Annotated in this window: 12 protein-coding genes; 1 reads left to right on the top strand and 11 read right to left on the bottom strand. The window is 74.2% G+C overall.

What is annotated here, in order from left to right; translation table 11 throughout:
- Positions 1-110: 110 nt before the first annotated feature.
- From ABII15_RS38825 to ABII15_RS38795, 7 genes are all read right to left on the bottom strand, one after another.
- Positions 111-3,245: a type I polyketide synthase gene (locus ABII15_RS38825; protein WP_353947397.1), complete on the bottom strand. Its 3,135-nt coding sequence runs from the start codon at positions 3,243-3,245 to the stop codon at positions 111-113.
- A 5-nt stretch (positions 3,246-3,250) separates the two neighbouring features.
- Positions 3,251-9,874, bottom strand: coding sequence for a type I polyketide synthase (locus ABII15_RS38820; RefSeq protein ID WP_353947396.1), 6,624 nt, complete (start codon positions 9,872-9,874; stop codon positions 3,251-3,253).
- A 7-nt stretch (positions 9,875-9,881) separates the two neighbouring features.
- Complete coding sequence (locus ABII15_RS38815) at positions 9,882-15,437, bottom strand: type I polyketide synthase (RefSeq protein WP_353947395.1); 5,556 nt, start codon at positions 15,435-15,437, stop codon at positions 9,882-9,884.
- 62 nt (positions 15,438-15,499) lie between these two features.
- Positions 15,500-18,574, bottom strand: a complete 3,075-nt coding sequence (locus ABII15_RS38810) for an acyltransferase domain-containing protein (protein ID WP_353947394.1) — start codon at positions 18,572-18,574, stop codon at positions 15,500-15,502.
- Positions 18,575-18,589: 15 nt separating this feature from the next.
- Positions 18,590-19,327, bottom strand: coding sequence for an alpha/beta fold hydrolase (locus ABII15_RS38805; protein ID WP_353947393.1), 738 nt, complete (start codon positions 19,325-19,327; stop codon positions 18,590-18,592).
- A complete protein-coding gene (locus ABII15_RS38800; protein WP_353947392.1) occupies positions 19,324-20,574 on the bottom strand; it encodes a cytochrome P450 in 1,251 nt (416 codons plus the stop codon). The genes ABII15_RS38805 and ABII15_RS38800 overlap by 4 nt, the downstream gene beginning before the upstream one ends.
- Positions 20,571-20,804, bottom strand: a complete 234-nt coding sequence (locus ABII15_RS38795) for a phosphopantetheine-binding protein (RefSeq protein WP_353947391.1) — start codon at positions 20,802-20,804, stop codon at positions 20,571-20,573. The genes ABII15_RS38800 and ABII15_RS38795 overlap by 4 nt, the downstream gene beginning before the upstream one ends.
- A 392-nt stretch (positions 20,805-21,196) precedes the next feature.
- Between ABII15_RS38795 and ABII15_RS38790 the strand changes: the two genes are divergently transcribed.
- Positions 21,197-22,714 (top strand): FAD-dependent monooxygenase, encoded by a 1,518-nt coding sequence (locus ABII15_RS38790; protein WP_353947390.1) that lies wholly within the window; start codon positions 21,197-21,199, stop codon positions 22,712-22,714.
- A 15-nt stretch (positions 22,715-22,729) separates the two neighbouring features.
- Here ABII15_RS38790 and ABII15_RS38785 read toward each other — a convergent pair whose 3' ends face one another.
- The 4 genes from ABII15_RS38785 to ABII15_RS38770 all read right to left on the bottom strand — a co-directional run bounded on the left by ABII15_RS38785 (position 22,730) and on the right by ABII15_RS38770 (position 26,898).
- Positions 22,730-23,956 carry a cytochrome P450 gene (locus tag ABII15_RS38785; RefSeq protein WP_353947389.1) on the bottom strand — a complete coding sequence of 409 codons (1,227 nt, stop codon included), beginning with the start codon at positions 23,954-23,956 and terminating at the stop codon, positions 22,730-22,732.
- A 349-nt stretch (positions 23,957-24,305) separates the two neighbouring features.
- The gene (locus ABII15_RS38780) at positions 24,306-25,076 is read right to left on the bottom strand and encodes an alpha/beta fold hydrolase (protein WP_353947388.1); all 771 of its coding nucleotides are present in this window, start codon (positions 25,074-25,076) and stop codon (positions 24,306-24,308) included.
- A gap of 55 nt (positions 25,077-25,131) precedes the next feature.
- Positions 25,132-26,139, bottom strand: coding sequence for a pyridoxal-phosphate dependent enzyme (locus ABII15_RS38775; protein WP_353947387.1), 1,008 nt, complete (start codon positions 26,137-26,139; stop codon positions 25,132-25,134).
- Between the two features lie 39 nt (positions 26,140-26,178).
- The gene (locus tag ABII15_RS38770; RefSeq protein ID WP_353947386.1) at positions 26,179-26,898 is read right to left on the bottom strand and encodes an alpha/beta fold hydrolase; all 720 of its coding nucleotides are present in this window, start codon (positions 26,896-26,898) and stop codon (positions 26,179-26,181) included.
- Between the last annotated feature and the right edge of the window lie 61 nt (positions 26,899-26,959).

Below are 26,959 nucleotides of genomic sequence, written 5' to 3'. Positions count from 1 at the left end.
CCATGGTCGGGAGAGCGCGGCGGCCGTACAAGACAGTTCGTAACCCGGCGGGACACCGGGCCGTGACGGCTTGCGGTGTCCCGCCGGCGGGACAGGTGCCCCGGCGTGCCCTACGCGGACAGCAGGGTCGTGAGGTGCCCGGCGATGCGCCGCGGCGAGGGGTGCCGCAGCACCAGGTTCGGCCGCAGCTTGTGCCCGGTCGAGGCGCTCAGGCGCTTGCTGAGCTCCACCGACAGCAGCGAGTCGAAGCCGAGCTCCTTGAACTCCCGGTCGGCGTCGACGGATCCGCCGGAGGCGTGTCCGAGCACGACGGCGACCTTCTGGAGGACGTGGTCGAGCACGAGCTCCTTCGCCTCGTCGCCGGAGAGCGCGGCGACCCGCTCGGCCAGGGGGCGCTCGCCGGTGTCGTCGGGCGCGGGCGGCTCGGCGGCCGGCAGCTGTGCGACGGCGGCGGTGGGCGCGGAGCCGAGCCAGTAGCGCTGGTGCTGGAACGCGTACGTCGGCAGGTCCACGCGGCGGCGGGTGCCGAACAGGGCGGCCCAGTCGACGGCTCCGCCGCGCGCGTGCAGCGTGGCCAGCGAGGTGAGCACGGACTCCACCTCGCCTCTGCCGCGCCTCGAGGACGACAGGACCAGCGCGTCGCCCGAGTCGCCGGCGCCACCGGTGTCGTCGAGGATCTCCTGCACCGGCACGGTCAGCACGGGGTGCGGGCTCACCTCGACGAACACCCGGAACCCGTCCGCGGCCAGCTGCCGTGCGGACGGCTCGAAGAGGACCTTCTCGCGCAGGTTCTCGTACCAGTAGCCGGCGTCGAGGCGCGTGGTGTCGATGACCTCGCCGTACAGGGTCGAGTAGAACGGCACCGTCGACGTCGTGGGACGGACGTCGGACAGGGAGCCGACCACCTGGTCCCGCACGCGGGCCACGTGGTGGGAGTGCGAGGCGTAGTCGACCTTGATGCGGCGGGCCTGGACGCCCTCGGCGTTCATCTTCTCCACGAACTCGTCGAGCGACTCCGGTTCGCCGGAGACCACGACCGAGGACGGGCCGTTGACGACGGCGACGCTCACCTGGTCGCCCCACGGCGCGAGGTGTCGCTCCACCTCGTCCGCGGACGCGCCCACCGACGCCATCCCGCCGTGCCCGATCAGGTCCACCAGGGCCTTGCTGCGCAGCGCCACGACCCGGGTGGCGTCCCGCAGGGACAGCGCGCCGCTCACGTACGCGGCGGCGATCTCGCCCTGGCTGTGGCCGATCACCGCGGCCGGTTCCACGCCCCAGGACCGCCACAGGGCCGCCGTGGACACCATCACCGCGAACAGCGCGGGCTGCACCACGTCGACGTGGTCGAAGCCCGGGGCGTCCGCCGCGCCGCGGATCACGTCGAGCAGCGACCAGTCGACCCACTCGGACAGGGCCTCGGCGCAGGCGTCGATGCTGCGGGCGAAGACCGGGAACCCCTCGTACAGCTCGCGTCCCATGCCCGCCCACTGGGAGCCCTGGCCCGGGAAGACGAAGGCGACGGGACCCGGCCCGCCCGCGCTGCCGCGGACGACCGCGGGGGACTCGGTGCCCTCGCTCAACGCGCCGAGGCCGTCGAGGAGTTCGTCGCGGTCGTGGCCGAGGACCACGGCCCGGTGGGTGAACCTGGACCGGCTCGACACGAGCGACCAGCCCACGTCGGCGAGGTCCAGGGACGGGTCGGCGGCGGTGAACTCGCGGAGCCTGGAGGCCTGTTGCCGCAGGGCCTGGGCGCTCTTGGCGGACAGCACCCAGGGCACGAGACCCGCGCCGATGGTGCCGTCGGCGGGGCCGGTGGCCACCGCGGGCCCGTCCGCGGGGTCCGCCTCCTCCAGGACGACGTGCGCGTTGGTGCCGCTGACGCCGAACGAGGACACGCCCGCCCGGCGCGGCCCGTCGGCGCGGGCCCACTCCCGGCCCTCGGCGAGGACCTCGACGGCCCCGGACTCCCAGTCGACCTCCCGTGTGGGCGCGTTCACGTGCAGGGTCTTGGGCAGATAGCCGTGGCGCAGCGCCATCACGGTCTTGATGACACCGCCGACGCCGGCCGCGGCCTGGGCGTGCCCCATGTTCGACTTCAGGGAGCCGAGCCACAGCGGCCGCTCCTCGGCGCGGCCCTGCCCGTACGTGGCGAGCAGGGCACCCGCCTCGATCGGGTCGCCCAGCCTGGTGCCGGTGCCGTGCGCCTCGACCAGGTCCACGTCGGCGGGGTCCACGCCCGCGTTGGCCAGGGCCGCGCGGATGACCTTCTCCTGGGCGCGGCCGTTGGGGGCGGTCAGGCCGTTGCTGGCGCCGTCCTGGTTGACCGCGCTGCCCCGCACGACGGCCAGGACGGGGTGTCCGTTGCGGCGTGCGTCGGAGAGCCGTTCGAGGAGGAGGACGCCCGCGCCCTCCGCCCAGCCGGTGCCGTCGGCGCCGTCGGCGAACGCCTTGCAGCGGCCGTCGGCGGACAGGGCGCGCTGGCGGGAGAACTCGACGAACATCGCGGGCGTCGCCATCACGAGCGCCCCGCCCGCCAGGGCGAGCGAGCACTCGCCCGACCGCAGCGACTGCACCGCCATGTGCAGCGACACCAGCGACGACGAGCACGCGGTGTCCAGGGACACCGCGGGCCCGGTGAGGCCCAGTTCGTACGAGACCCGGCCGGAGGCCACGCTCAGGGCGCTGCCGTACAGCAGGTAGCCCTCCAGGTCCTTCTGGCCGCCCTCCAGGAAACGCCACCCGTACTCCGACGAGCTCACACCCGTGAAGACGCCGACGTCGCTTCCCCGTACGTCGGCGGGGACGATACCCGCCCGTTCGAACGCCTCCCACGACGTCTCCAGGAGGAGCCGGTGGTGCGGGTCGACGGCCAGCGCCTCGCGCGGGCTGATGCCGAAGAACCCGGCGTCGAACCCGGCCACGTCCGTCAGGAATCCGCCCTGGCGGGTGTACGCCTTGCCGGTGGCGTCGGGGTCGGCGTCGTACACGTCGCGCCAGCCGCGGTCGTCGGGGAAGTCGCCGACGATGTCGCGGCCCTCGCGGACCACGTCCCACAGATCCTCCGGTGAGGCCACGCCTCCCGGGAAACGGCAGGACATGGACACCACCGCGATCGGCTCGCCGCGGCCCGCCTTCAGGTCGTCGTTCTCGCGGCGGAGCCGGTCGCGCTCCTCCAGCAGCGTGCGCAGCGCCCGCTGGACCCGGTCCGCGCCGTCCGCCGTGCGGTCGGTCGAGTCGGTCATGCCGTTCACCTCTTCTCGTCCAGGGCCAGGTCGATCAGGGAATCCAGGTCCAGGTCGGACAGTTGGCCGGCCGGTTCGCCGGCGTCGGGTTCCGCGGCCGCGCCGGCCAGGGCGAGGACCGGTTCGAGCAGGCCCGCGGCGCGCAGGTCCCCGATCCGCACGGTCCGCAGCACCTCACGGATGCGCGTCTCGTCGGCCGCTTCGGCGTCGTCCGTCGCGCCGGGGGCGGCGCCCTCGTCCTCGCCCGCCGGCCGCAGCAGGCCGAAGAGGTGCTCGCCCAGTTCGCGCGGGGTCGGATAGCTGAAGACGAGGGTGGACGGCAGGCGCAGGCCGGTCTCGGCCGCCAGCAGGTTGCAGAGCTCGACGGCGGTCAGTGAGTCGAAGCCGAGCTGGGTGAACGCCTGGTCGGCGTCGACGCCCGCGCCCGAGCTGTGCCCGAGGACCACGGCGGCCTGCTCGCGGATCCGCTCCAGGAGCGCTTCTCGCGCCTGCGGCGCGGGCAGCGCGGTCAGCCGGTCCAGGAGTCCCGCGGGGCCGCCGGCCGTGGCGGTGGCGGTCGCGGCGCGACGGGGACGGGCGGCGTCGACGAGGTCGCGCAGCAGCGGGGGCACCTCGTCGGCGGGCCTGCCGCGCAGCGCGGCGAGGTCGATCCGGGCGGGCACGAGGACGGCCTTGCCCTCGGCGACCGCCGCGTCGAACAGGGCCAGTGCCTCGGCGGTCGGCATCGCGGCGATGCCCGCGCGGCGCAGCCGGGACAGGTCGGCGCGGTGCAGTTCTCCGGTCATGCCGCTGCTCTCCTCCCACCAGCCCCAGCACAGGGAGGTGGCGGGCAGGCCCTCGGACCTGCGCCGGGCGGCCAGGCCGTCGAGGAAGGTGTTGGCGGCGGCGTAGTTGGCCTGTCCGGCGTTGCCGGTCTGGCCGGCGAAGGCGGAGAACTCGACGAAGGCCGACAGGGGCCGCTCGCGGGTCAGTTCGTGCAGATGGTGAGCGCCGGCGGCCTTGGCGTCGAGGACGTGGTCGAGGCTCTTCGCGGTCAGCGACTCCACGGTGCCGTCGGCGAGGGCACCCGCGGCATGCACGACCGCGGTCAACGGGTGGCTGCCCGGCAGACCGTCGAGGAGTGCGGCCACGGCGTCGCGGTCCGCCACGTCGCAGGCCACGGCCCGCACCCGCGCCCCGGCGGCCTCCAGTTCGGCGACGAGCCCGGGCACGCCCTCGGCGGCCGGTCCGCTGCGGCTGGCGAGGACCAGGCTGCGGACGCCGTGATGGGTCACGAGGTGGCGGGCGACGAGGGAGCCCACTCCCCCGGTGCCGCCCGTGACGAGCACCGTGCCGCCGCCGAAGCCGCCGCCCACCTCCAGGACCAGCTTGCCGATGTGGCGCCCCTGGCTCATCTCCCGGAACGTGCGGCGGGCGTCGCGGATGCCGGTCAGGGAGATCGGGCCCAGGCGTATCCGGCCGTCGGCGAACAGGTCCATGACGGCGCGGAACATCTCCTGGAGGGCGTCCGGTCCCGCCTCCCAGAGGTCGAACGCCTCGTAGTGGACGCCGGGGTGGTCGGCGGCCACCGTCGCGGGCTCGCGGATGTCGGTCTTGCCCATCTCGGCGAAGTGCCCGCCGCCCGGCAGCAGCGTCAGCGAGGCGTCGACGAACTCGTGGGCGAGGGAGTTGAGGACGACGTCCACTCCGCGGCCCTCGGTGGTGCGCAGGAACTTCGGCGCGAACTCCAGGTCGCGGGAGGACGCGAGGTGGTCGTCGTCGAGGCCCAGGGCGCGCAGGGCGGGCCACTTGGCCTCGCTGGCGGTGGCGTAGATCTCGGCGCCGACGTGCCGGGCCAGTTGGACGGCGGCCATGCCGACGCCGCCCGCCGCGGCGTGGATGAGGACCCGCTGCCCCTTCTTCAGCCGGGCCACGCGCAGCAGGCCGTGGTAGGCGGTGAGGAACGTGCACGGCACGGAGGCCGCCTCGGCGAAGCTCCAGCCGTCGGGCACGGGCACGAGCATGCGGTGGTCGGCGACGGCCGTGCGGCCGAAGGCGCCGGTGAAGATGCCGGTGACCCGGTCGCCGGGGGCGAACGCGGTGACGTCGTCGGCGACGTCGAGGACGACTCCGGCGCCCTCGCTGCCGAGCCCGGCGTCGATGGCGGTCCGGCCGACGAGGCCGAGGGCGATGGTGATGTCGCGGAAGTTGAGCCCGGCGGCCTGCACGGCGATCCGGACCTGGCCGCTCGCCAGGGGCGCGTCGACCTCGGGGCACGGCACCCAGGTCAGGTTCTCGACGGTTCCCTTGGTCGGGATGCCGAGGCGGTGGGCGCCGGCCGGCGGCTCCGGGAGGCGGTGGCCGTCCGGAGCGGCGGCGGCGAGCCGGGGCACGAGGAACGCGCCGTCGCGCACGGCGAGTTGGGCCTCGTCGTCGGCGATCACGTCGGCGAGGGACGCCCAGGAGGCGTCCGCGTCGTCGAGGTCCACGAGCCGGAACCTGCCCGGGTGCTCGCTCTGCGCCGCGCGGACCAGGCCCCACACCGAGGCTCCGGGCAACGACTCGACGCGCTCCCCCGCGACCGCGCCGACGGCCAGCCGGGTCAGCACCACCAGGGTGGATCCGGCGAGGCGGTCGTCGGCGAGGAACTGCTGGAGCAGCGCCAGGACGCGCTTGTCGGCGTCGCGGGTGGCGGCGACCGGGCCGTCGGCCGCGCTCGCCGCGACGAGGTCGTCCAGGCACAGGGCGATGTGCGCGGGCGGCCGCTGTCCGGCCAGGAGGGCGTCGAGGGAGGAGTGCGGTGTCGTGTCGGCGGCGTCGGCCGGGCGCAGCCGGGCGGCCAGGCCGTCGGGCGCGCCGAGCACGGCCCACGGGGTGCGCCCGGCCTGCCGCGCGCGCTCCTTCGACGGCCGCCACCGCACCTCGTACAAGGGCTGCCGTGCGGCGCCGCGGGCGGAGTGCACCTGCTGGGCATCGGCCGGGCGGAACGCCAGCGCGCCGATGGTGGCGATCCGGCGGCCGCGTTCGTCGGCGACGGTCAGCGTCACCGTCTCCTCGCCCGTCGACGTGAGGCGGACCCGTACGGTCGCGGCGCCGGGACCGGCCGGCTCCACGCCGGACCAGGAGAACGGCATCCGGCTCCGCTCGCCGCTCACGTCGACGACGCCGCCGGCGATCGCCGCGTGCAGGACGGTGTCCAGCAGGGCGGGGTGCAGCGCGAACTCCTCGGCGGCGACGCCGTCGGCGGTGTCCGGCAGGGTGGCCAGGGCGAACAGCTCGTCGCCCCGGCGCCACACCTCGCGCAGCCCGCGGAAGCCGGGGCCGTAGTCGAAGCCCGCGTCCGCGAACGTGTCGTAGAGGGTGCCGATGTCGATCCGCCGGGCCCCGGCGGGCGGCCAGGAGGCCAAGGGGCGTACATCGTCGTCGTGTTCGGGTGCCGGCGGTCCGGCGGGCAGCACCGTGCCCATCGCGTGCCGGGTCCAGCCGCCCGCCTGCGGGTCCTCGTCGGCGGGGCGCGAGTACACGTCCAGGGTGCGGCGCCCGTCGTCGTCCGCCGGGCCGACGACGACCCGGATCCGTACGTCGCCGGAGTCCGGCAGGATCAGGGGCACCTCCAGGGTCAGCTGTTCCACCGCTCCGCACCCGGTGTGGGCGGCCGCCGACAGGGCCAGGTCCAGATGGGCGGTCGCCGGGACGACGACGGCGCCGAAGGCGGTGTGGTCGGCGAGCCAGCCGTGGGTGCGCAGCGACCACAGGGCGGTGAAGACCGTCTCGTCGGTGCCCGGCAGGTCCACCACGGCGCCGAGCAGCGGATGGCCGGCGGCGGTCAGCCCGGCGGAGGTGACGTCGGCGGTCTCCATCTCGGCCAGGAAGTCCAGCCAGTAGCGCTGGTGCTGGAACGCGTACGTCGGCAGGTCGACCAGGCGGCGGGTGCCGAACAGGGCGGCCCAGTCGACGCCGGCGCCGTGCACGTGCAGGTGGGCGAGGGCGGTGAGCAGGGTCCGGGAGCCGGGGCGGCCCTTGCGCGACGCCGAGACGACCACCGCGTCGTGCACGCCCTGCCCGGCGAACGCCTCCTTGGTGATGCTCGCGAGCGTCGCGCCCGGGCCCACCTCGAAGAAGACGCTCGCGCCTGCGGCGCGGGCGCACTCGACGGCCTCGTGGAAGCGCACCGGCTCGCGCACGTGGTCCACCCAGTACCGGGCGGAGGTCAGTTCCTGGAGGGTGGCCGCGCGGCCGAGCCGGGTGGAGACGATCGGGATCGTCATCGCGCCGTCCCGGGGAAGCTCGCCGAGGGTGTCGGCGAACGCGTCCAGGACCGGGTCCATGAGCGGCGAGTGGAACGCGTGGTCGACCGGGAGGAGCTTCGCGGAGACGCCGTCGGCGACGAGCCGGTCCCGGACCGCGTGGACCTGCTCGCGCAGGCCCGACACCACGACCGACTCGGGGCCGTTGACGGCGGCGACGCCGACCCGGTCGTACCCGTCGAGCAGGCCGGCCACCCGGTCGTGCGGGGCGCGCACGGCCAGCATGGCGCCCTGCTCGGTGACCGCCTGCATGACGCGGCCGCGTGCGGCGACGAGCCGGACCGCGGTGTCCAGGCCGAGGACCCCGGAGACGTGGGCCGCGGCGATCTCGCCGACGGAGTGGCCGATCAGGTGGTCGGGACGCGGGCCGTACTGCGCGAGCAGCCGGTAGAGGGCGACCTGAAGGGCGAACAGCGCCGCCTGGGCCATGTCGGTGCGTTTCCGCCGTCCGTCCTCGTCGACCCAGTCGGCGTCGCCCTCCTCGGCGAGGAGCAGCGGCAGGAGCGCGAACGGCAGGTGGGCGTCGAGGCGGGCGCAGGTCTCGTCGAGGCTCCGTGCGAACACCGGGTGGGCGTCGTACAACTGCCGTGCCACGCCCGTCCACTGGGTGCCCTGGCCGGGGAACATGAAGACCGTGCCGCCGGGTTCGCCGACGGTGCCGTGGACGACCGCGGGGGACTCCTCGCCCTCGCTCAGGGCGGTCAGCGCGGTGAGCAGTTCGTCCCGGTCCCGGCCGACGACGACGGCGCGGTGCTCGAACGGTGTCCGGCTCGACACCAGCGACCAGCCCAGGTCGGTGAGGTCCTGGCCGGTGTCGGCGGCGGCGAAGTCGCGCAGTTTGCGGGCCTGTGCCCGCAGCGCCTGCCGCGAGCGCGCCGAGAGCACCCACGGCACCGCGTCGCCGCCGCCGTACAAAAGCTCCTTCTCTCCGGACGTCGGTCCGGCCTCGTCGGCGGGCGGCTCCTCCAGGATCACGTGGGCGTTGGTGCCGCTGACCCCGAAGGCGGAGACGCCCGCGCGGCGCGGCCGGCCCTCCGGCGTGGTCCACTCGCGGGCCTCGGTGAGCAGTTCGACGGCGCCGGACTCCCAGTCGACGTGCGAGGACGGGCGGTCCACGTGCAGCGTCGCGGGCAGCACACCGTGCCGCATCGCCATGACCATCTTGATCAGGCCGCCGACCCCGGCGGCCGCCTGCGTGTGCCCGGTGTTCGACTTCAACGAGCCCAGCCACAGCGGGTCGCCGCCCTGCCGCTCCTGGCCGTAGGTGGCCAGCAGGGCGCCCGCCTCAATGGGGTCGCCGAGCCGGGTGCCGGTGCCGTGCGCCTCCACGGCGTCCACGTCGCCCGCCTGGAGGCGGGCGTCGGTGAGCGCGGCGCGGATGACGCGCTGCTGGGCGGGGCCGCTCGGCGCGGTCAGGCCGTTGGACGCGCCGTCCTGGTTGACGGCGCTGCCCCGGATCACGGCCCACACCCGGTGGCCGTTGCGCCGCGCGTCCGACAGCCGCTCCAGGACCAGGACGCCCACGCCCTCGGAGAAGCCGGTGCCGTCCGCCGCGTCGGCGAACGCCCGGCACCTGCCGTCCTGCGACAGGCCGCGCAGCTTGGACATCTCCCGGAACACCTGCGGTGTCCCCATGACGGTGACGCCACCGGCCAGGGCGAGACCGCATTCGCCCTGGCGCAGCGAGCGCACCGCCTGATGCACCGTCACAAGCGACGACGAGCACGCCGTGTCCGTCGACACGGCCGGGCCCTGGAGGCCCAGCGCGTACGCCACCCGGCCGGACGCCACGCTCAGCAGCGAGCCGGTCTGGGCGTACCCCGCGATGGACTCGGGGGTGGCGAAGTGGTTGCCGTATCCGAAGTAGGCGATGCCGGCGAAGACACCGGTGTCGCTGCCATTGAGGCTCTGCGGGTCGATGCCCGCGCGTTCCAGCGACTCCCAGGCGGTCTCCAGGAGCAGGCGGTGCTGCGGGTCGGCGGAGAGCGCCTCGCGCGGGCTGAGTCCGAAGAACTCGGCGTCGAAGTCGCCCGCGTCGTACAGGAATCCGCCCGAGCGGGTGGACGAGCTGCCGGGCCGCAGGCCGTCCGGGTCGTGGAGGTTCTCCACGTCCCAGCCCCGGTCGTCGGGGAAGTCCGACACGACGTCCGCGCCGCTGTGCACCAGCTCCCAGAGCTGTTCGGGGGAGCTCACCCCGCCGGGGTAGCGGCAGGCGACGCCCACGATCGCGACCGGTTCGGCGGCGGCGTCGGTCAGCTCCTGCAGGCGCTTGCGCGTCTCGAGCAGTTCGATCGACGTCCGCTTGAGGTAGTCGAGGACCTCGGCACTGTTGTCGTTTGTCATGGCTCCCCTAGCCGAGCTCTTTGTCCAGCAGCGCGAGCAGGTCCCCCGCGGACGCCGAACTGATCTGGTCGACGACGGTGGTGGGCGCTTGGTCGCCCGCCATCGAACGGACGCGGCCCTGCAGGTCGCCGAGCAGCGTGGAAATGGTGGCCCGCTCGTCCTGGGCGAGCCTGCGGAAAGCGTCCTCGAGGCGGGCGCCGAGCCCTTCGATCTCCTTGACCAGGTGCTCCGCCCCGGCCTCCGCGCCGGCGTCGGCGTCGGGGCGGCGGGTGATGCGCGCGGCCAGGAGTTCGGCGACGGCGGCCGGGTTCGGGTGGTCGAAGACGAGCGTGGCGGGCAGCTTCAGGCCGGTCGCCGCGGTCAGCTTGTTGCGCAGTTCGAGGGCGGTGAGCGAGTCGACGCCGAGCTTCTTGAACGGTTCGGTGGCGCTGACCCGCGCGGCGTCCGCGTGGCCGAGGACGAGGGCGGTCTGGGTCCGTACGGTCTCCAGGAGCGCGGCCTCGGCCTCCTCGGGCGACAGCGACGCCAACTGCTCGGCGAGCGCGGCGCCGGTGGGCCGGGTCTCCGCCGCGTCGTCGGGGACGGTGGTCGCGGCGGCCAGGGTGCGCAGCAGCGGCGAGGCCGTCTCACCGAGCGCCGTGAGGGTGAGGCGCACCGGCACCACGACCGGGTCGGCCGTGGTGACGGCCGCGTCGAACAGCGCGAGCCCTTCGGCCGAGGCCAGCGGCTGGATGCCCTGGCGCTGCATGCGGACGATGTCCGCGTCGCCGAGGGCGGCGCTCATCTCGCTGCGCTCGGCCCAGAAGCCCCAGCACATCGAGAGGGCGGGCAGTCCCTCGGCGCGGCGGGTCTCGGCGAGTCCGTTGAGGAACGCGTTGGCCGCCGCGTAGTTGGCCTGTCCCGCGGTGCCGAGCACGCTCGCGATCGAGGAGAACAGGACGAACGCGGTCAGGCCGAGGTCCCTCGTCAGCTCGTGCAGGTGCCAGGCGCCGCGCACCTTCGGGGCGAGCACGGCGTCCACGCGGTCCTCGGTGAGGGCCTCGACCACGCCGTCGTCGAGCATGCCCGCGCAGTGGATCACCGCGGTCAGCGGGTGCTCGCTGGGCACGGCCGAGAGCAGTCCGGCCACGGCGTCGCGGCTGCTGATGTCGCAGGCCACGATCTCGACCGCGGCCCCGGCCGCCGTCAGTTCCGCGCGAAGCGGCGCCGCCGCGGGGGCGTCCGCGCCGCGCCTGCTGGTGAGGACGAGGCTGCGCACGCCGTGCCGCGCGACGAGGTGCCGGGCGAGCATCGCGCCCAGACCGCTGGTGCCGCCGGTGATCAGTACCGTGCCGGTGCCGAGTCCGGGTGCGGCGTCCGCGGGCCGGGCGGCGGCGTGGGCGAGGCGCGGCGTGCTCAGGGCGCCGGAGCCGATTCTGAGCTGGGCCTCCCCGGTGGCGGCGGCCGTCGGGACGAGGGCCCGCGAGGCTTCGTGCCCGTCGGTGTCGATGAGGGCGAACCGGCCCGGGTTCTCGGTCTGCGCGGATCGTACGAAACCCCAGACCGCGGCCGCGGCGGGGTCGGGGCCGCGGCCCGCCGTGTCGTCGTGGAAGGCGTTCTCGGTGACGAGGGCCAGGCGCGAGCCGGCGAACCGCTCGTCGGTCAGCCAGCGCCGGGTCCACCGCAGGACACGGTGGAGCGTGTGCTCGACCGCGGCGGGTACGTCGCCCGTCGGCGCGGGGTCGACGAAGGCGAGGACGACCGGCGGCACCTCACCGTCTCGTGCGGCGAGTTCGTCGAGATCGACACAGGCGTCCGCGGCGGTGCCCAGCACCGCGTACGGCCCGTCGGGCTCGCCGTCCGGCGTCGGCAGGGCGGTCCAGTCCACGTGGAACAGGGAGTCCTGCCGGTCGAAGCTCAGCTCGGTCAGCCGTGCCACGTCGGCGGGGGCCACGGTCAGCGTCTCGATACCGCCGACCGGTGCTCCGCTCTGGTCGGCGAGGGTCACCGACAGGGCGTTCTCACCCGCGGGAGCGAGGCGTACACGCAGTGCGGCCGGGCGGCCGGGGCCGATGCGCACTCCGGCGCAGTGGCGCGGCAGCCAGCCCTCGGGCCGGCCGGTGTCGACGAAGTCGCCGAGCCCGAGCGGCAGGAGCGCGGCGTGCAGCAGGGCCGGGTGGAGCCGGAACCGGCTCTGGTCCGCTCCGTGCGTGTCGGGCAGCTCCACTTCCGCGTACAGGGTCGCGCCGCGCCGCCACACCTGCCGCAGCCCGCGCAGGTGCGGGCCGTGGGTGAAGCCGAGAGCGGTCAGCCGGGTGTACTCGTCGTCGAAGGACACGGGGTCCGCGCCCGCGGGCGGCCACACGGTGAGGCCCTCGGCGGCGGGGGCCGTGCCGGTCCGGGCGGTGCCGACGGCGTTGCGCGTCCAGGCGCTCTCGCCCGCGGACCGTGAGTGCACGGTGATGGTGCGGTCGGCGTCGACGGTGACCCGCAGTTCACGGTCGGCGGTGCGGGAGAGCACCAGGGGTGTCTCCAGGGTGAGTTCGCCGACGGTGTCGCATCCGGTGCGGTGCGCGGCCCAGGCGGCCAGTTCCACGAGGACGCCCGGCGGCAGCAGGACGGCGCCGTGGACGAGGTGTTCGCCGAGCCACGGGTGGCGTTCGAGGGAGAGGCGTCCGCTGCCGACGACGCCGCCGGACCCGTCCGGGCCGTCGCCGGGCAGGTCGATCACGGCGTCGAGCAGCGGGTGGTCCGAGGTGCGGGCGGCGGTGGTCTCCTGCGGTGTGTCGAGCCAGTAGCGCTGCCGCTGGAAGGCGTAGGTGGGCAGGGTGACCGGCTCGTCGGGCCGGCCGGTGTGCGGCCCGAACACCTCCTGCCACGCCACGTCCAGGCCCGCCACGAAGGCCTCGGCCGCGGACTCGTGGAAGCGGGCGAGGCCGCCCGCGTCACGGCGCAGCGTCCCCACGGCGAAGCCGGTGGCGGCGGGGGTGTCGTCGTACATCTCCTGGATGTTCAGGACGAGCAGCGGGTGCGGGCTGACCTCGATGGCGACGCTGTCGCGCTCCCGCTCGACCAGGCGCCCCATGGCGGTGCCGAACTGGACCGGTTCGCGCAGATTGCGGTACCAGTAGCCGGTGTCGAGCGCGGCGGGGTCGATCACGTCGCCGGTCACGGTCGAGTAGATCGTCACGGCTGTGGGCAGCGGGGTGACCTCGCCCAGCTCCTCCTGGAGCCGGCCGTCGAAGCGGTCCATGAGCGGCGAGTGTCCCGGGACGCTGGACTTGATGGCGCGGGCGCGGGCGCCTTCGGCCTGGCAGAGCGCGATCAGTTCCTCGACCGCATCGGTCTCGCCCGAGACCGTCGTCGCGTTGGGCCCGTTGACCGCGGCGATCCCGATCCTGGACTCCTTGCCGGCCAGCAGTTCCCGCACCCGCTGCTGCGGCAGCAGGATTCCCGCCATGGCGCCCTGCCCGGTGACCGTGGCGAGGAGCCGGGAGCGCAGGGCCACGATCTTGGCGGCGTCCTGGAGCGTGAGGGCGCCCGCGACGTGGGCGGCGGCGATCTCGCCCTGGGAGTGGCCGATCACCACGTCCGGTGTCACGCCGAGCGAGCGCCACACCTCGGCCAGGGACACCATCACCGCGAACAGCGCGGGCTGGACGACGTCGATGTCCGCGAGGTCGGCCGCGTCGGGCCCGCCGCACACGGTGTCGATCAGCGGCCAGGAGATCCACGGCTTCAACGCCTCGTCGCAGGCGCGCAGTCGGTCGGCGAACACCGGCGACGTCTCGTACAGCTCCCGGCCCATCGCGAGCCACTGGCCGCCCTGGCCGGGGAAGACGAACACCGTCCTGCCGACCGGCCGCGCGACACCGGAGACCGCGCCGGTGCCGGGTTCGTCGCCCGCGGCGACGGCGGCCAGCGCGGCGAGGAGGTCCTCCCGGCCGGCGCCGATGACGACGTGGCGGTGGTCGAAGCGCGAGCGGGTCGTCACCAGGGCGTGGCCCACGGCCTCGGCCGGCATGTCCGGGTCGGCGGCGACGGCGTCGTGCAGCCGCTCCGCCTGCCGGCGCAGGGCCTGCTCGGAGCGGGCCGACAGCACCCAGGGCAACGAGGGGCCGGAGCCGGTGCGGGGCCGCGGGGTGTCCTCGGCGGTCGCGTGCGCGGGGGCCTGTTCGAGGATCACGTGGGCGTTGGTGCCGCTGATGCCGAACCCGGAGACGCCCGCGCGGCGCGGCCGGCCCTCCGGCGTGGTCCACTCGCGGGCCTCGGTGAGCAGTTCGACGGCGCCGGACTCCCAGTCGACGTGGGACGACGGACGGTCCACGTGCAGCGTCGCGGGCAGCACACCGTGCCGCATCGCCATGACCATCTTGATCAGGCCGCCGACGCCCGCGGCCGCCTGGGTGTGGCCGATGTTCGACTTCAACGAGCCCAGCCACAGCGGGTCGCCGCCCTGCCGCTCCTGGCCGTAGGTGGCGAGCAGGGCCTCGGCCTCGATGGGGTCGCCGAGCCGGGTGCCGGTGCCGTGCGCCTCCACGGCGTCCACGTCGCCGGTGCTCAGGCCCGCGTCGGCCAGGGCGGCGCGGATGACGCGCTGCTGGGCCAGGCCGTTCGGGGCGCTCAGGCCGTTGGAGGCGCCGTCCTGGTTGACGGCGCTGCCCCGGATCACGGCCCACACGTGGTGGCCGTTGCGCCGTGCGTCCGACAGGCGTTCCAGGACCAGGACGCCCGCGCCCTCGGAGAAGCCGGTGCCGTCCGCCGCGTCGGCGAACGCCTTGCACCGGCCGTCCTCCGACAGGCCGCGCTGGCGGGCGAGTTCCACGAACATGCCGGGTGTCGGCATCGCCGAGACGCCGCCGGCCAGCGCCATCGAGCATTCGCCGGAGCGCAGCGACCGTACGGCCTGGTGGACGGCGACGAGGGAGGCCGAGCAGGCGGTGTCCGTCGACACGGCCGGGCCGTGCAGCCCCAGGGTGTAGGCGACCCTGCCGGAGGCCGCGCTGAGGTAGGTGCCGGTGAGCCGGAACCCCTCGACCTCGCCGGCCGCGCCGCCGCCGACCCGCGGACCGTAGTCGACGTCGTAGAGACCGGTGAACACCCCGGTCGCCGTGGAGCGCAGGGATTCCGGGTCGATGCCCGCGCGCTCCAGGGCCTCCCACGACGTCTCCAGCATCAGCCGCTGCTGCGGGTCCATGGCCAGCGCCTCGCGGGGGCTGATGCCGAAGAACGACGCGTCGAAGTCGGCCAGGCCGTCCAGGAATCCGCCCGAGCGCGTGTACGTCCTGCCGTGCGCCTCGGGGTCCGGGTCGTAGAGCCCCTCGATGTCCCAGCCGCGATCCGCCGGGAAGCCGCCCATGGCGTCCCCGCCGCGGGAGACGAGGTCCCAGAGCGCTTCGGGGGAGGTCGCGCCGCCCGGGAAGCGGCATCCCACGCCGACGACGGCGATGGGTTCGCGTGCGGACTCCTCCAGCTCGCGCACCCGCTCGCGCAGCTCCTGCGCGTCGCCGACGGCGCGTCGCAAGTAGGACCGGAGCTTGTCGACTTCCTCCACCAGGGCCTCCCTCAACGGAACAAGTTGCATGTCAGAAAGGTGCGGGCGCGGGCGTACGGGGCCCACGCGGCTGCGGACACGGTCGGTACGGCCTACACGTATCCGCGGTCGATCAGGGCGTAGAGATCGTCGTCGCTGCGGTCCACCAGGTCGTCGGCCGCCACCACCGGGTCCGGCTCCGGGCCGTCGCACGGCTGCGGTGCGAGGAGGGAGTGCAGGTGGAGGGCGAGTTCCCGGGCGGTGGGGCGGCTGAAGGCGACGGTGGCCGGGAGGCGCACGCCGGCCGCCGCGTTGAGCCGGTTGCGCAGCTCCACCGCCAGCGAGGAGTCGAAGCCGAGGGCCTTGAAGGTCTCGGTCGACCGCGCCTGGAGGTCCGTTCCGGTCAGCGCCGATCCCTTGGTGCGCAGCAGGGCCGCGGTCTCCTCGCAGACCAGGGCCAGGACCGCGGCGGGCGAATCGAGCCGCGCCGCGCGTGAGCCGGGCTGTCCGTCGGCCGGTGCTTCCTCGGCGGCCTCGGCGGGCGCGGTCAGCCAGTACCGCTGTCGCTGGAACGGGTAGGTCGGCAGCGCGGTCCGGGGCGGCCGGGCCCCGCCGAACGCCGCCTTCCAGTTCACCGGCGCACCGTGCACGTGCAGTTCGGCGAGCGACGCGAGCACCTTGCCCAGGCCGCCGTCGTGCCTGCTGAGAGTGGAGACGACGGGCGGCGGAACGGGCAGCGTGTCGGCGATCTCCCCCATGGCGACCTGGAGCAGGGGGTGCGGGCTGACCTCCACGAACACGCCGCCGCGCTCCCTCATCAGCTGCTCGACGGCCTCGCCGAAGCGGACCTGCGAGCGCAGGTTGTCGTACCAGTACGCGGCGTCGAGGCGGCGGGTGTCGAGCGGCCCCGCGGTGACCGTGGAGTGGAACTCGACCGCGGTCTCCCGCGGCGTGGTGCCGGCGCCGGCCTCGAGCACCTGGTCGCGGATGCGTTCGACGAGCGGAGAGTGGGACGCGAACCTGACCTTGATCCGGCGCACCCGGACGCCGTCGTCGGCGGCGAGCGCGGTGAACTCCTCGACAGCGGCGGAATCTCCCGCGACGACCACGGAGGCCGGTCCGTTGACCACCGCCACGCACAGCCGTCCCGGCCAGCGGGCGAGGCGCTCCTCCACCCAGCTCGCGGGCGCGGCCACGGCGCACATGGCGCCGTGGCCGGCCAGCGCGGTCAGGGCGCGGCTGCGCAGCGCGATGACGCGGGCGGCGTCCTCGAGGCTGAGGGCGCCGGCCGTGCAGGCCGCGGCGATCTCGCCCTGCGAGTGGCCCATGACCACGTCGGGGACCACGCCGAGGGACTGCCACAGGCGGGCCAGGGACACCATCATCGCGAAGAGCGCGGGCTGCACCACGGCGTCCCCGTCGTCGAGCGAGGGAGCCGGTCCGGCGCCCGTCACCAGGTCGAGGAGGCTCCAGTCCAGCCACGGATCCAGCGCTTTCGCGCACGCGTCGATCGACGCGGCGAACACCGGCGACTCCGCGTACAACTGCCGTCCCATGCCGAGCCATTGCGAGCCCTGGCCGGGGAAGACGAACACGATCGGGCCCGTCGCTTCCGTGGCCGTGCCGCGCACCGCGCGGGCCGAGGTCTCGCCCCGGGCCAGCAGGTCGAGTCCGGCGAGCGTCTCCGCCCGGTCCCCGGCGACGACGACCGCGCGGTGCGCGAACGTGGTCCGTGCGGTGGCGAGGGCGTGGCCGACGGCGGCCGGCGGCGACGGCAGCCCATCGGTCACGAACTCCTTCAGCCGGGCGGCCTGCGCGCGCAGGGCCGCCTCCGTGCGCGCCGACAGCACCCAGGGGACGGCCGAAGGGGCCGCCACGGGCGCCGGTGCCGGGAGTTCGGGGGCCTGTTCGAGGATGAGGTGGGCGTTGGTGCCGCCCATGCCGATCGACGACACGCCGGCCCGTCGCGGCCGCCCCGGCTCGCCGGTCCAGGGGCGGGCGGTCCGCAGCACCTCGAAGTCCTTCTCGAAGTCGCTCACGGCGGGGTTCGGGGCGTGGAAGTCCGGCTGGGGGACCAGCAGGCCGCGGTCCAGGCAGAGCGCGGTCTTGACGAAGCCGGCCAGGCCGGCGGCGGGCTCCAGGTGGCCGACGTTCGCCTTCACCGAGCCGACCGTCAGGGGGCGGCCGCGGCCGTGTTCGGCCTGCACCTCGCGCAGACCGGCCAGTTCGGCCGGATCGCCGAGCCGGGTGCCGGTGCCGTGCGCCTCGACGTAGTCGACCGCGTCGAAGGCGAGGTCCGCGCTCCGCAGGGCGGACAGGACGGCCGACGCCTGGCCGGTGGGGCTGGGGTCGGGCATCCGGGACGAGGCGCCGCCGCTGCGGACGCCCCAGCCGCGCACCACGGCGTAGACGTGGTCGCCGTCGGCCACGGCGAGGTCGAGCCGCTTGAGCAGGACGAACGCGCCGCCCTCGCCGCGGACGAAGCCGCCCGCCCGCTCGTCGAAGGGGAAGCAGCGGCCCTCGGGCGAGAGGGCGCCCAGGTTCGCCAGACCGGTGCCGGACTCCGGATCCATGATCAGGTGCACGCCGCCCGCGAGCGCCATGTCGACGGCGCCGGAGCGGATACGGTCGCAGGTCAGCGCGAGGGACACCAGGGAGGAGGACTGGCCGGAGTCCGCGCACAGACTCATGCCGCGCACGTCGAACAGGCTCGAGATGCGGTTCGCGATCAGTGCGCCGCTGGAGCCGAGTGCGGCGTAGTGGTCGTCCCGGTCGCTGCCGGACCGCTTGCGCAGCTGGTCGTAGCCGGAGGGCGCCGCGCCGACGACGACGTCGACCTCACGGCCCGCGAGCGCGGCCGCCGTGACGCCCGCGTCCTCGACGGCCTCCCAGGCGAGTTCGAGGCCGAGGCGCTGTACGGGGTCCATCGCGGCCGCCTCCGCGGCGGACACCGAGAAGAACTCCGCGTCGAACCCGTCGACGGAGTCGAGGAAGGAGCCGGCACCCAGGGTGGCGGCGTCCGGGTGGGCGGAGAGGTCCGCCTGCGCGTCGGCCGCCCGGCTCGCGGGAAACGTGCCGACCGTCGACTTCCCGTCGGCCAGCAGCCGCCAGAAGGCCTCCGGGCCGTGCACACCGGGGAACCGGCACGACAGTCCGACCACGGCGATATCGGTGGCTGCGCCACTCATTTCGTATCCTTCCGCTCACAGCCAGCGGGTCAGCAGGGTGCGCAGTTCGTCCGGTGCGTCCATGAAGTCGTAGTGGCCGCCGTCGATCACGCGGAACTCGACGGAGTCCGCGTACCGGCGCCAGCCCTGGAGGTCGTCGAGGTGCACGTCGGCGTCGTCCCGCCAGTGCAGGACGACCACGGGGCAGTCCAGCGCCGCCGGCGTCTCGCGCCGGTAGGCGGCGGCCGCCGCGGTGTCCTTGAGCAGCACCATGAGGCCGAGGTCGAGCATGTCCGGACGTGGTGCGATGCCCCGGCCGCGGAGGAACGCCTCCAGCTCGGCGCGCAGTTCCGGCTCGGTCATGGTGAGCATGCGGTCGCGGGAGGCGTCGTGCGGGGCGGGCTGGCCGGACACGAACAGGCACTTCGGGGTGGGCAGGCCGGCCTCGGCGAGCCGGAGGGCGGTCTCGTAGGCGGGGACCACGCCCGAGCAGTGGCCGAAGAACGCGAACGGCCGGTCGAGCAGCGGCGTGAGCGGTTCGACCAGGGCCTCGGCGAGGTTCTCGTATGTGCCGTAGTGCGGGTGGCCGAGCCGGTTCTCGCGGCCGGGGAACTGCACCGGGCAGATCTCGACGTCGCCGAGCGCGGCCGGCCAGGCGCTGAACGCCGATGCCCCGGAACCGGAGAAAGGGAAGCAGAACAGCCGCGCGGCGTGGTCGGTGGACGGCGGCCGGACGAACCACGGCGAGGGGGCGATCGTGGAGCCGGTTGTCATGGCGTCTGCCGTTTCTGCGCGACGACGGGAAAGCGGGTCATTCCGGAGATGAAGTACGAGCGCAGGTGCTCGGGTTCGCCGGCGATCTCCAGGGACGCGCAGCGCTGGAGGAGTTCCTCGAAGAAGACCCGCAGGGTGAGCCGGGCCAGCGGTGCGCCGATGCAGAAGTGCGGCCCGAAGCCGAAGGCGACGTGGCGCTTGGCGTTGGGGCGGGTGAGGTCGAAGGTGTGCGGGTCGGCGAAGAGTTCGGGGTCCCGGTTGGCCGATCCGATCCAGGCGACGACGGCGGCCCGGGCCGGGATGGTGCCGCCGGGCAGCTCGATGTCGTCGACGGCGTACCGCATGAAGTTGCAGGCGGCCGACGTCCAGCGCAGCCCCTCCTCGACGAGGTTCGGGATCAGCGTCGGGTCGGCCTGTGCCTTGTCGAACTGTTCGGGCCGCTCGATGAGGGCCTGCACGGTTCCCGAGACGGTGTGCGGCGTCGTCACGTTGGCGCCCAGCAGGATGCTGTAGCCGTCGAGGGCGATCTCCTCGTCGGTCAACGGTGCGTCGCCGGCCCGCACGCTCATGAGGTGGTGCAGGAGGCTGTCGTCCTCGGCGCCGGTGGCGCGGCGCTTCCTGACCCACTCCGTGACGTAGTTGACCAGCTCGTGGTGGGCGATGGCCAGCGTGGTGGGCTCGTTGGCGATCTGGAAGTGCGGGTCGGAGGGGGCCGTGACCATGGCGGTCAGCTGGACGAGCTCCTCCCAGTCCTCGGCCGGGATGCCGAGGAGCGGGCCGGTGACCATCGCGGGGAGCAGCAGCGACCGCTCCGCCAGGTCGAACACCTCGCCTTCGAGGGCGGGTTCGAGGAAGCGGGTGACCGTCCCGCGGATCGAGTCCTCCCAGGACTTCACGGCGCGTGCGGTGAGCTTGGCGCCGAGCGGCCTGCGGACCTCGGTGTGCCGGGGCGGGTCGGTGGACGTGAGGAGCTTGCCCGCGGCGGGGTCGTCGATGCCCACGTGGGTGGGGGTGGTGCCGCGCTCCGAGGTGAACTCGCGGTGGTCGCCGAGCACCCGGCAGACGTCCTCGTACCGGGTCACCGACCAGAACTCCCGGCCGTCCGGCAGGACTTGGTGGTGCACGGGAGCCCTGTCCCGCATCACGTCCCAGATGGGGTGGGGGTCGCCCGAGGTGTAGAGGTCGAGATCGAACAGGTCGAGACCGTCGAGGTCGACGTCGCGTGCGGGTCCCGGCGTCAGCCTCACGCCGCCGCCCTCCCCTGCTCGACCAGCGCGGCGACCCGCGCCGGGGTCTGGGCCAGGTAGAAGTCGCGTACGGAGAGCCGTACTCCGTACTCCTCCGCCACCTGGTCGATGATCTTGATGCCGGACAGCGAGTTGCCGCCGAGCGTGAAGAAGTCGTCGTCCACCCCGACCTCGGCGCATTCGAGGTGCTGGGCCCACAGCTTCGCGATGTCGTGTCCGAGCGAATCCATTGCCAGTCTTTCCTTCCTCCACCGACCGGGAGCACCCGCTCGTGTCCTTTTCGGTCCCGGATGTCACGGCCCGCCCGCTGTCCCGCCGGCGGGACACGTTCCCCGGGGGAAGGGCCGACCGGAGTCTCGCGCGGCGGTCCCGCGGCCCGCACCGCGTCCGCGGGGCGCCCCGGTCCCGTGGCCGGCGGGGTTGTGCCCGGGCCGGTTGGTGGACCGAGCCTCGTCCCGCCGGCGGGACGGGACAAGCGCCCCGGCCGCCCCGCGCGCCCGGGAGGCGGGGTGTCTTGAAGGCGTGGCGGTCCCGGCGTGACCGTGTGGGCCGGACACGCAGGCCGGCGCGCGCGGCGGGAATCGGCGGGATCGGCGGGATCGGCGGGATTGAGGGGAACGACGTGGCAGACACCGAGTGGGACACGGATGTGGTGATCGCGGGCGCCGGGCCCACGGGCCTGATGCTCGCCTGCGAACTGCGCCTCGCGGGCGTCGATGTGACGGTCGTCGAGCCGCTCGCGCAGCGCTCGGGCGAGTCACGGGCCGGCGGGATCCACTCGCGCACCCTGGAGATCCTCGATCAGCGCGGCATCGTGGACCGCTTCCTCGACGAGGGCGAGTTGCAGCCGGTGGGTCACTTCTCCGGGCTCTACCTGGACTTCGACGAGTCGGAGTCGCGCCACCCCTACCCACTGATGATCCTTCAGTCGGCCGTCGAGCGGCTGTTGGAGGAGCGGGCGGACGAGCTGGGCGCGCGGGTGCGCCGCGCGTGCGAGGTCACCGGCCTCGTACAGGACGCGACCGGAGTGACGGTCGAGCTGCGCTCGGGCGGGACGGCGGCGGCGCCGCTGCGCGCCCGCTACCTGGTGGGCTGCGACGGCGGCCGCAGCTCGGTGCGCCGGCTGGCGGGGATCGGTTTCCCCGGTACCGAGGCGACGATGACCGCGCTGATCGGCGACGTGGAGGTGCCCGATCTGCCCGAGGACTACGTGTGGGTGCGGCGCACTCCGGCCGGCGACTACTCGGCGATCGCGTTCGAGCCGGGCTGGCACCGGGTCATCACGTCGGAGTTCGACCGGGTGGCGGGCCGCGACGAGCCCGTCACGTTCGAGCAGTTGCGGGAGTCGATGGTCCGGGTCGCGGGCACCGACTTCGGGATGCGCAACCCGCGGTGGGTCTCCCGGTTCAGCGATGCCGCGCGGCAGGCCGACCGGTACCGGGCCGGCCGGGTGCTGCTGGCGGGCGACGCCGCCCACATCCACTTCCCGGCCGGCGGGCAGGGTCTGAACATGGGCGTGCAGGACGCGGTGAACCTGGGCTGGAAGCTCGGCGCCGTGGTCCGCGGCGACGCCCCGGACGGTCTGCTCGACACCTACCACGCCGAACGGCACCCGGTCGCCGAGCGGGTGCTGCAGAACACGCGGGCGCAGTCGGCCCTGGTGCGGCCGGGACCGCAGACGGACGCGCTGCGCGAGGTGTTCGGCGCGCTGATGGTCTTCGACGACGTCAACCGGTACCTGCGTCACCTGCTGACCGCGCTGGATCTGCGCTATGCCGTCGACGGCGACCATCCGCTGGCGGGGCGCCGGGTGCCGGACGCCGATCTGAAGACGCCCGAGGGCATCGTGGGCGTCCACGAACTGCTGCACGCCGCCCGGCCGGTGCTGCTGGCCCTGGACGGCGGCGCCTGGGCGGCGCGGGCCGCCCAGGGCTGGGCCGATCGCGTCGACGTGGTCGAGGCGCACAGCGAGGACGGCCACTGGCCCGTCCCCGCCCTCGGCGACGTCCCGGCGCCCGCCGCGCTCCTGGTGCGGCCGGACGGCCATGTGGCCTGGGCCGCCGACGCGGACGAGGCGGCGGACCCGTCGGCGCTGCGGGCGGCGCTCGTCACGTGGGTCGGGCCCGAGCGGGCGCGGTGACCCGCGGCGCCTTCGCTACGGCGCCGGCTGCGTCCACGTGACCGGGAGTTCGTGGACTCCGTAGATGTTCATGTCGGTCCTGAGCCGCACCTCGGCGGCGGGGACGGCGAGCCGGAGGGTCGGGAAGCGGCGGAGCAGGCCGTCGAAGCCCGCCCGCATCTCGATGCGGGCGAGTTGCTGGCCGAGGCACTGGTGGACGCCGTGGCCGAAGCCGAGCTGGCCGCGGGCCCTGCGGCGGACGTCGAGGGCGTCGGGGTCGTCGAAGCGGCGCGGGTCGCGGTTGGCGGCCAGCAGGGAGACGACGACCGTGGAACCCTCCGGGATGGTCTCGCCGCCCAGTTCGATGTCCTCGGTGGCGTAGCGGTAGAAGATGTCGGCGACGGACAGGTACCGCATGATCTCCTCCACCGCGTCCGGCATCAGCTCCGGATCCGCGCGGAGTTCGGCGGCCTGCCCGGGGTTCTCCAGGAGCGCGAAGGTGCCGAGCCCGAGCTGGTTGACGGTGGTCTCGTGGCCGGCGATGAGCAGCAGGAAGGCGATGCCGACGAGTTCGTCGACGGTGAGGTCGTCCTGGCGGGCCAGGTCGGACAGGAGGTCGTCGTCCGGCGTCTCGCGCTTGCGGGTGACGAGGTCGGACAGGTACGTCGTCAGGCCGTTGTAGGCGGCCATCTTCTCGTCGATCGCCACGTCCTTCTCCATGAAGGTGGCCGAGTCCTTCTGGAAGCCGCCCCGGTCCTCGTAGGGGACGCCGAGCATCTCGCAGATCACCAGCAGGGGCAGCGGCAGCGCGAACTCCTTGACCAGGTCGACCGGCGGGGTCAGGCGCTCCATCGCGTCCAGCTGCCGTTCGGCGAGGGCGACGATGTGCTCCTCCAGCGTCTTCATGCGCTTGACGGTGAAGGCGCCGATGAGCTTGCGCCGCAGCCGGCCGTGGTCCGGCGGGTCCATGGTGATGAACATGCCCGGGATCTGCGGGGACGGCTCGGTGACCGGGGGCATGCCGGGCACCTCGTACGGGATGTGCAGCGGGCCGATGTCCAGCCGGGAGCTGAACCGGGTGTCGGCCATGAGCTGCCGTACCTCTTCGTGGCCGGTGACCAGCCACCCCTGGTGGCCGTCCGGGAAGAGCAGCGGGCTGACGGGCCGGGCGTCGCGCAGTGCGGAGATGCGGCGCGGGGGGTCGAAGGGGCCTGCGTCGCGCTCCATGGGGAGGCCGTTCGGTACGGGAACGGTTCGGCTCATGGGCTTTCCTCTCCTGTGGGGGCTGTGACCCCACCATGGCACACCGCATGGCACCACGGTGAGCCAGAATGGCGCACTCGATACCCTCCGGCCGATACACAACCCTCTCCTCGGCCCTCGGGCGAGTACGGACGGACGTTCCCCAACAGCCGCCCCACCAGCGCAGTCCGGGCACGCTTCCCCTACGTGGATCCCTGACAGGCCGACAAATACGCACACTTCGCCGACGTCGAGAACGGCTCATAATGACGCCATACCTGCGCCATGGTGGCGCCATGGGGAGATGCGGTCCGGGCAGCGGAAAGCCGCCCCGGTGACATGAAGTCACCGGGGCGGCTCGGGCCCGGGCTCAGACGGGCAGGGTCGCGCCCCGGGCGGCGTCGGTGATGATCTCGGCGACCGCCGCGCTGTGCTCGTCGAGGTAGAAGTGACCGCCCTGGAAGACGTGCAGGGCGAACTCTGCCGTGGTGTGCTCCCGCCACGCCTCGGCCTCGGGGACCGTGGTGTGCGGGTCGTCGGTGCCGACCAGCATGGTGATCGGGCAGTCGAGCCGGACGCCGGTCGCCCGGGGGTGGGTCTCGATGGCCGTGTAGTCCCCCCGGACGGCGAAGAGGATGGAGGCCCGCAGGTGTGCGTTCTCCAGGTAGACGGGGTCCGTGCCGCCGACCGCGAGCAGTTCCTCGACGATGCCGGCGTCGTCCCGGCGGTGCACCGTGCCCCCGCGCAGCAAGGAGGGCGCGGGGTAGCCGGAGGCCACCAGCCGGACCGGCGGGGCACCGGCGTCCTCCTGGTGGCGCCGGGCCACCTCGAAGGCGAGGACCGAGCCCATGCTGTGGCCGAAGAAGACCGTGGGCCGGCCGTCGTCGGAGCGGCGCAGGGCCGCGTGGATCAGGTCGGCGAGCTCGGCGAGGTTCTCGACGCAGCCCTCGGCACGCCGGTCCTGCCGTCCCGGGTACTGGACGACGAGCGTGTCCAGTTCCGGCGCGAGTGCTTCCGACAGTCCGTAGTAGTAGCTCGCCGAGCCTCCCGCGTGCGGAAAGCAGACGAGGCGGAACTCGCTGTCGTCGGTGGGATGGAAGCGGTGCACCCACTGGCCGTCGTATGTCTCTGACTCTGTCATGCCCAGCCTCTCGGTGTGTGGTCGAACGGCGAAGTGGCGGCCCCGCGGGTCCGGTTCAGACGCCCTGGGGGTCGAGGAGGGACGCCACGAGACTCGTCTCGACGTTCCCGCCCGAGACCAGGACCCCGATGTCGCGGGCGCGGCCCTCGGCGGCGAGGCGCAGCGCACCGGCCACCGCGGTGGCCGCGGCGGGCTCGATGAGCAGCCGGGCGTGGACGAGCACGAGCCGCAGCGCCTCCGCGATGGCGCTCTCCTCGAGGGTGAAGACCCCGGCGACCGCGTCGTGCGCCAGATCGTAGGGAAGTTGGCCGATGCGGTCGGGCCGCAGGCCGTCGGCGAGGGTGGGCCGCACGTCCACGGTGACCGGGCCGCCGGCCCGCAGCGCCGCGGTCAGGGCGGGGACGGCGGCGGGCTCGGCGCCGTGGACGTCGATGCCCTGGCCTGCGGTGGCCAGGCAGGCGCCGGCCAGGGCGCTGCCGCCGCCGACGGGCAGCACCACCGCGTCCAGGCGGCCGCCCGCCGCCTCCACCTGGTGCAGCAGGTCCGCGGTGGCGGTGCCCTGGCCGGCCACCACGTCCAGGTTCTGGTAGGGGTCGATCTCGTCGTAGCCGCGGGTGTGCCTGACCTCCTCCAGCACCGCGATCCGCTCGGCCAGCGTGGTGCCGGCCTGAAGGACCTCGGCGCCGGCCTCGCGAATGCGCCGCACCTTGGTCGGAGCGGCGTCGACGGGCAGCACCAGCACGGCCGGCAGCCGGTGCTGGGCGGCGGCCAGGGCCACGGCGATGGCGTGGTTGCCGGTGGACTGCGCGACCACACCGCGGCTGCCGGCCGCCACCAGCCGCTCGACGGCGAGGAGCGCGCCGCGCATCTTGAAGGAGCCGCCGCGCTGAAGGTTCTCCGCCTTCAGCCACAGCCGGGCACCGGCCACGCGGTCCAGTTCCTCGCTGCGCACGACGGGTGTCTGGAGCACCCGGCCGGCGATCCGGTCCCGGGCGTCGTGGACGCCCTCGTAGGTCAGCAGGGGCTGCTCGACGACGGCCACGAGGTTCGCGCCGATCGACATGATGGGTCTCCGTTTCTCCTCGGCTCCGAGGGGTCGGCCTCAGTGACCGCGCGTCGGCTGCGCCTCGATCACGTCCAGCACCTCGCGGCCGCTGTCGACCAGGTACATGTGGTCGCCGGGGAACTCCGCGTAGGTGAACTCGCCCGTGGTGGCGTCCCGCCACTGCCGGGCCTCGTCCGCGGTGACCAGGCCGTCGCGGTCCCCCCGCAGCGAGCAGATCGGCACCGACAGCGGCTCGTCGGTGCTCGGGACGTACGCCTCGTGCATGGTGCAGTCGGCGTGCAGCGCGGGAAGGATCAGTTCGCGCATCTCCGGGTGGTCGAGGGCCTCGTGCCGGAAACCGGCGAACTCCTCGACCCGGGCGAGGAATTCGTCGCCGCTCAGGCCCGCCGCCCGCCGCTCGCGCTGGGTCCACGGCCCCGGCGATCCGCTGACGACCAGCCGCTCGACGTGCACGCCGCGGGAGGTCAGCAGGTGCGCCAGCTCGTAGGCGAGGACCGCGCCGAGGCTGTGCCCGAACAGCACGGTCCGGGCTCCCTCGCCGAGATCCCGGGCGATGCCGTCGATCTCCGCCTTGGCCGCCTCGACGACGTTCTGGTACGGCTCCTCCAGGAACCGCCGCTCTCTGCCGGGGAGTTCGACCGAGGTCACCCGCCACCGGCCGGCGGCCAGTTCTCGCCAGGGATGGAAGAACGAGGCTCCTGCTCCGGCGAACGGCACGCACAGCAGCGTGGTCCGGTCGCCGTGTTGCTCCGACATGCCGGGTCCTGTCACCCCGACCAACCCCAATCGTCCGTGAGAAGGTCCGCCGCGGCCGGTG

This window comes from Streptomyces sp. HUAS MG91, assembly GCF_040529335.1.
GTDB lineage: Bacteria > Actinomycetota > Actinomycetes > Streptomycetales > Streptomycetaceae > Streptomyces > Streptomyces tabacisoli.
Note: the sequence above shows the minus strand (reverse complement) of the source record. Positions and strands in the feature narration are given on the sequence as shown.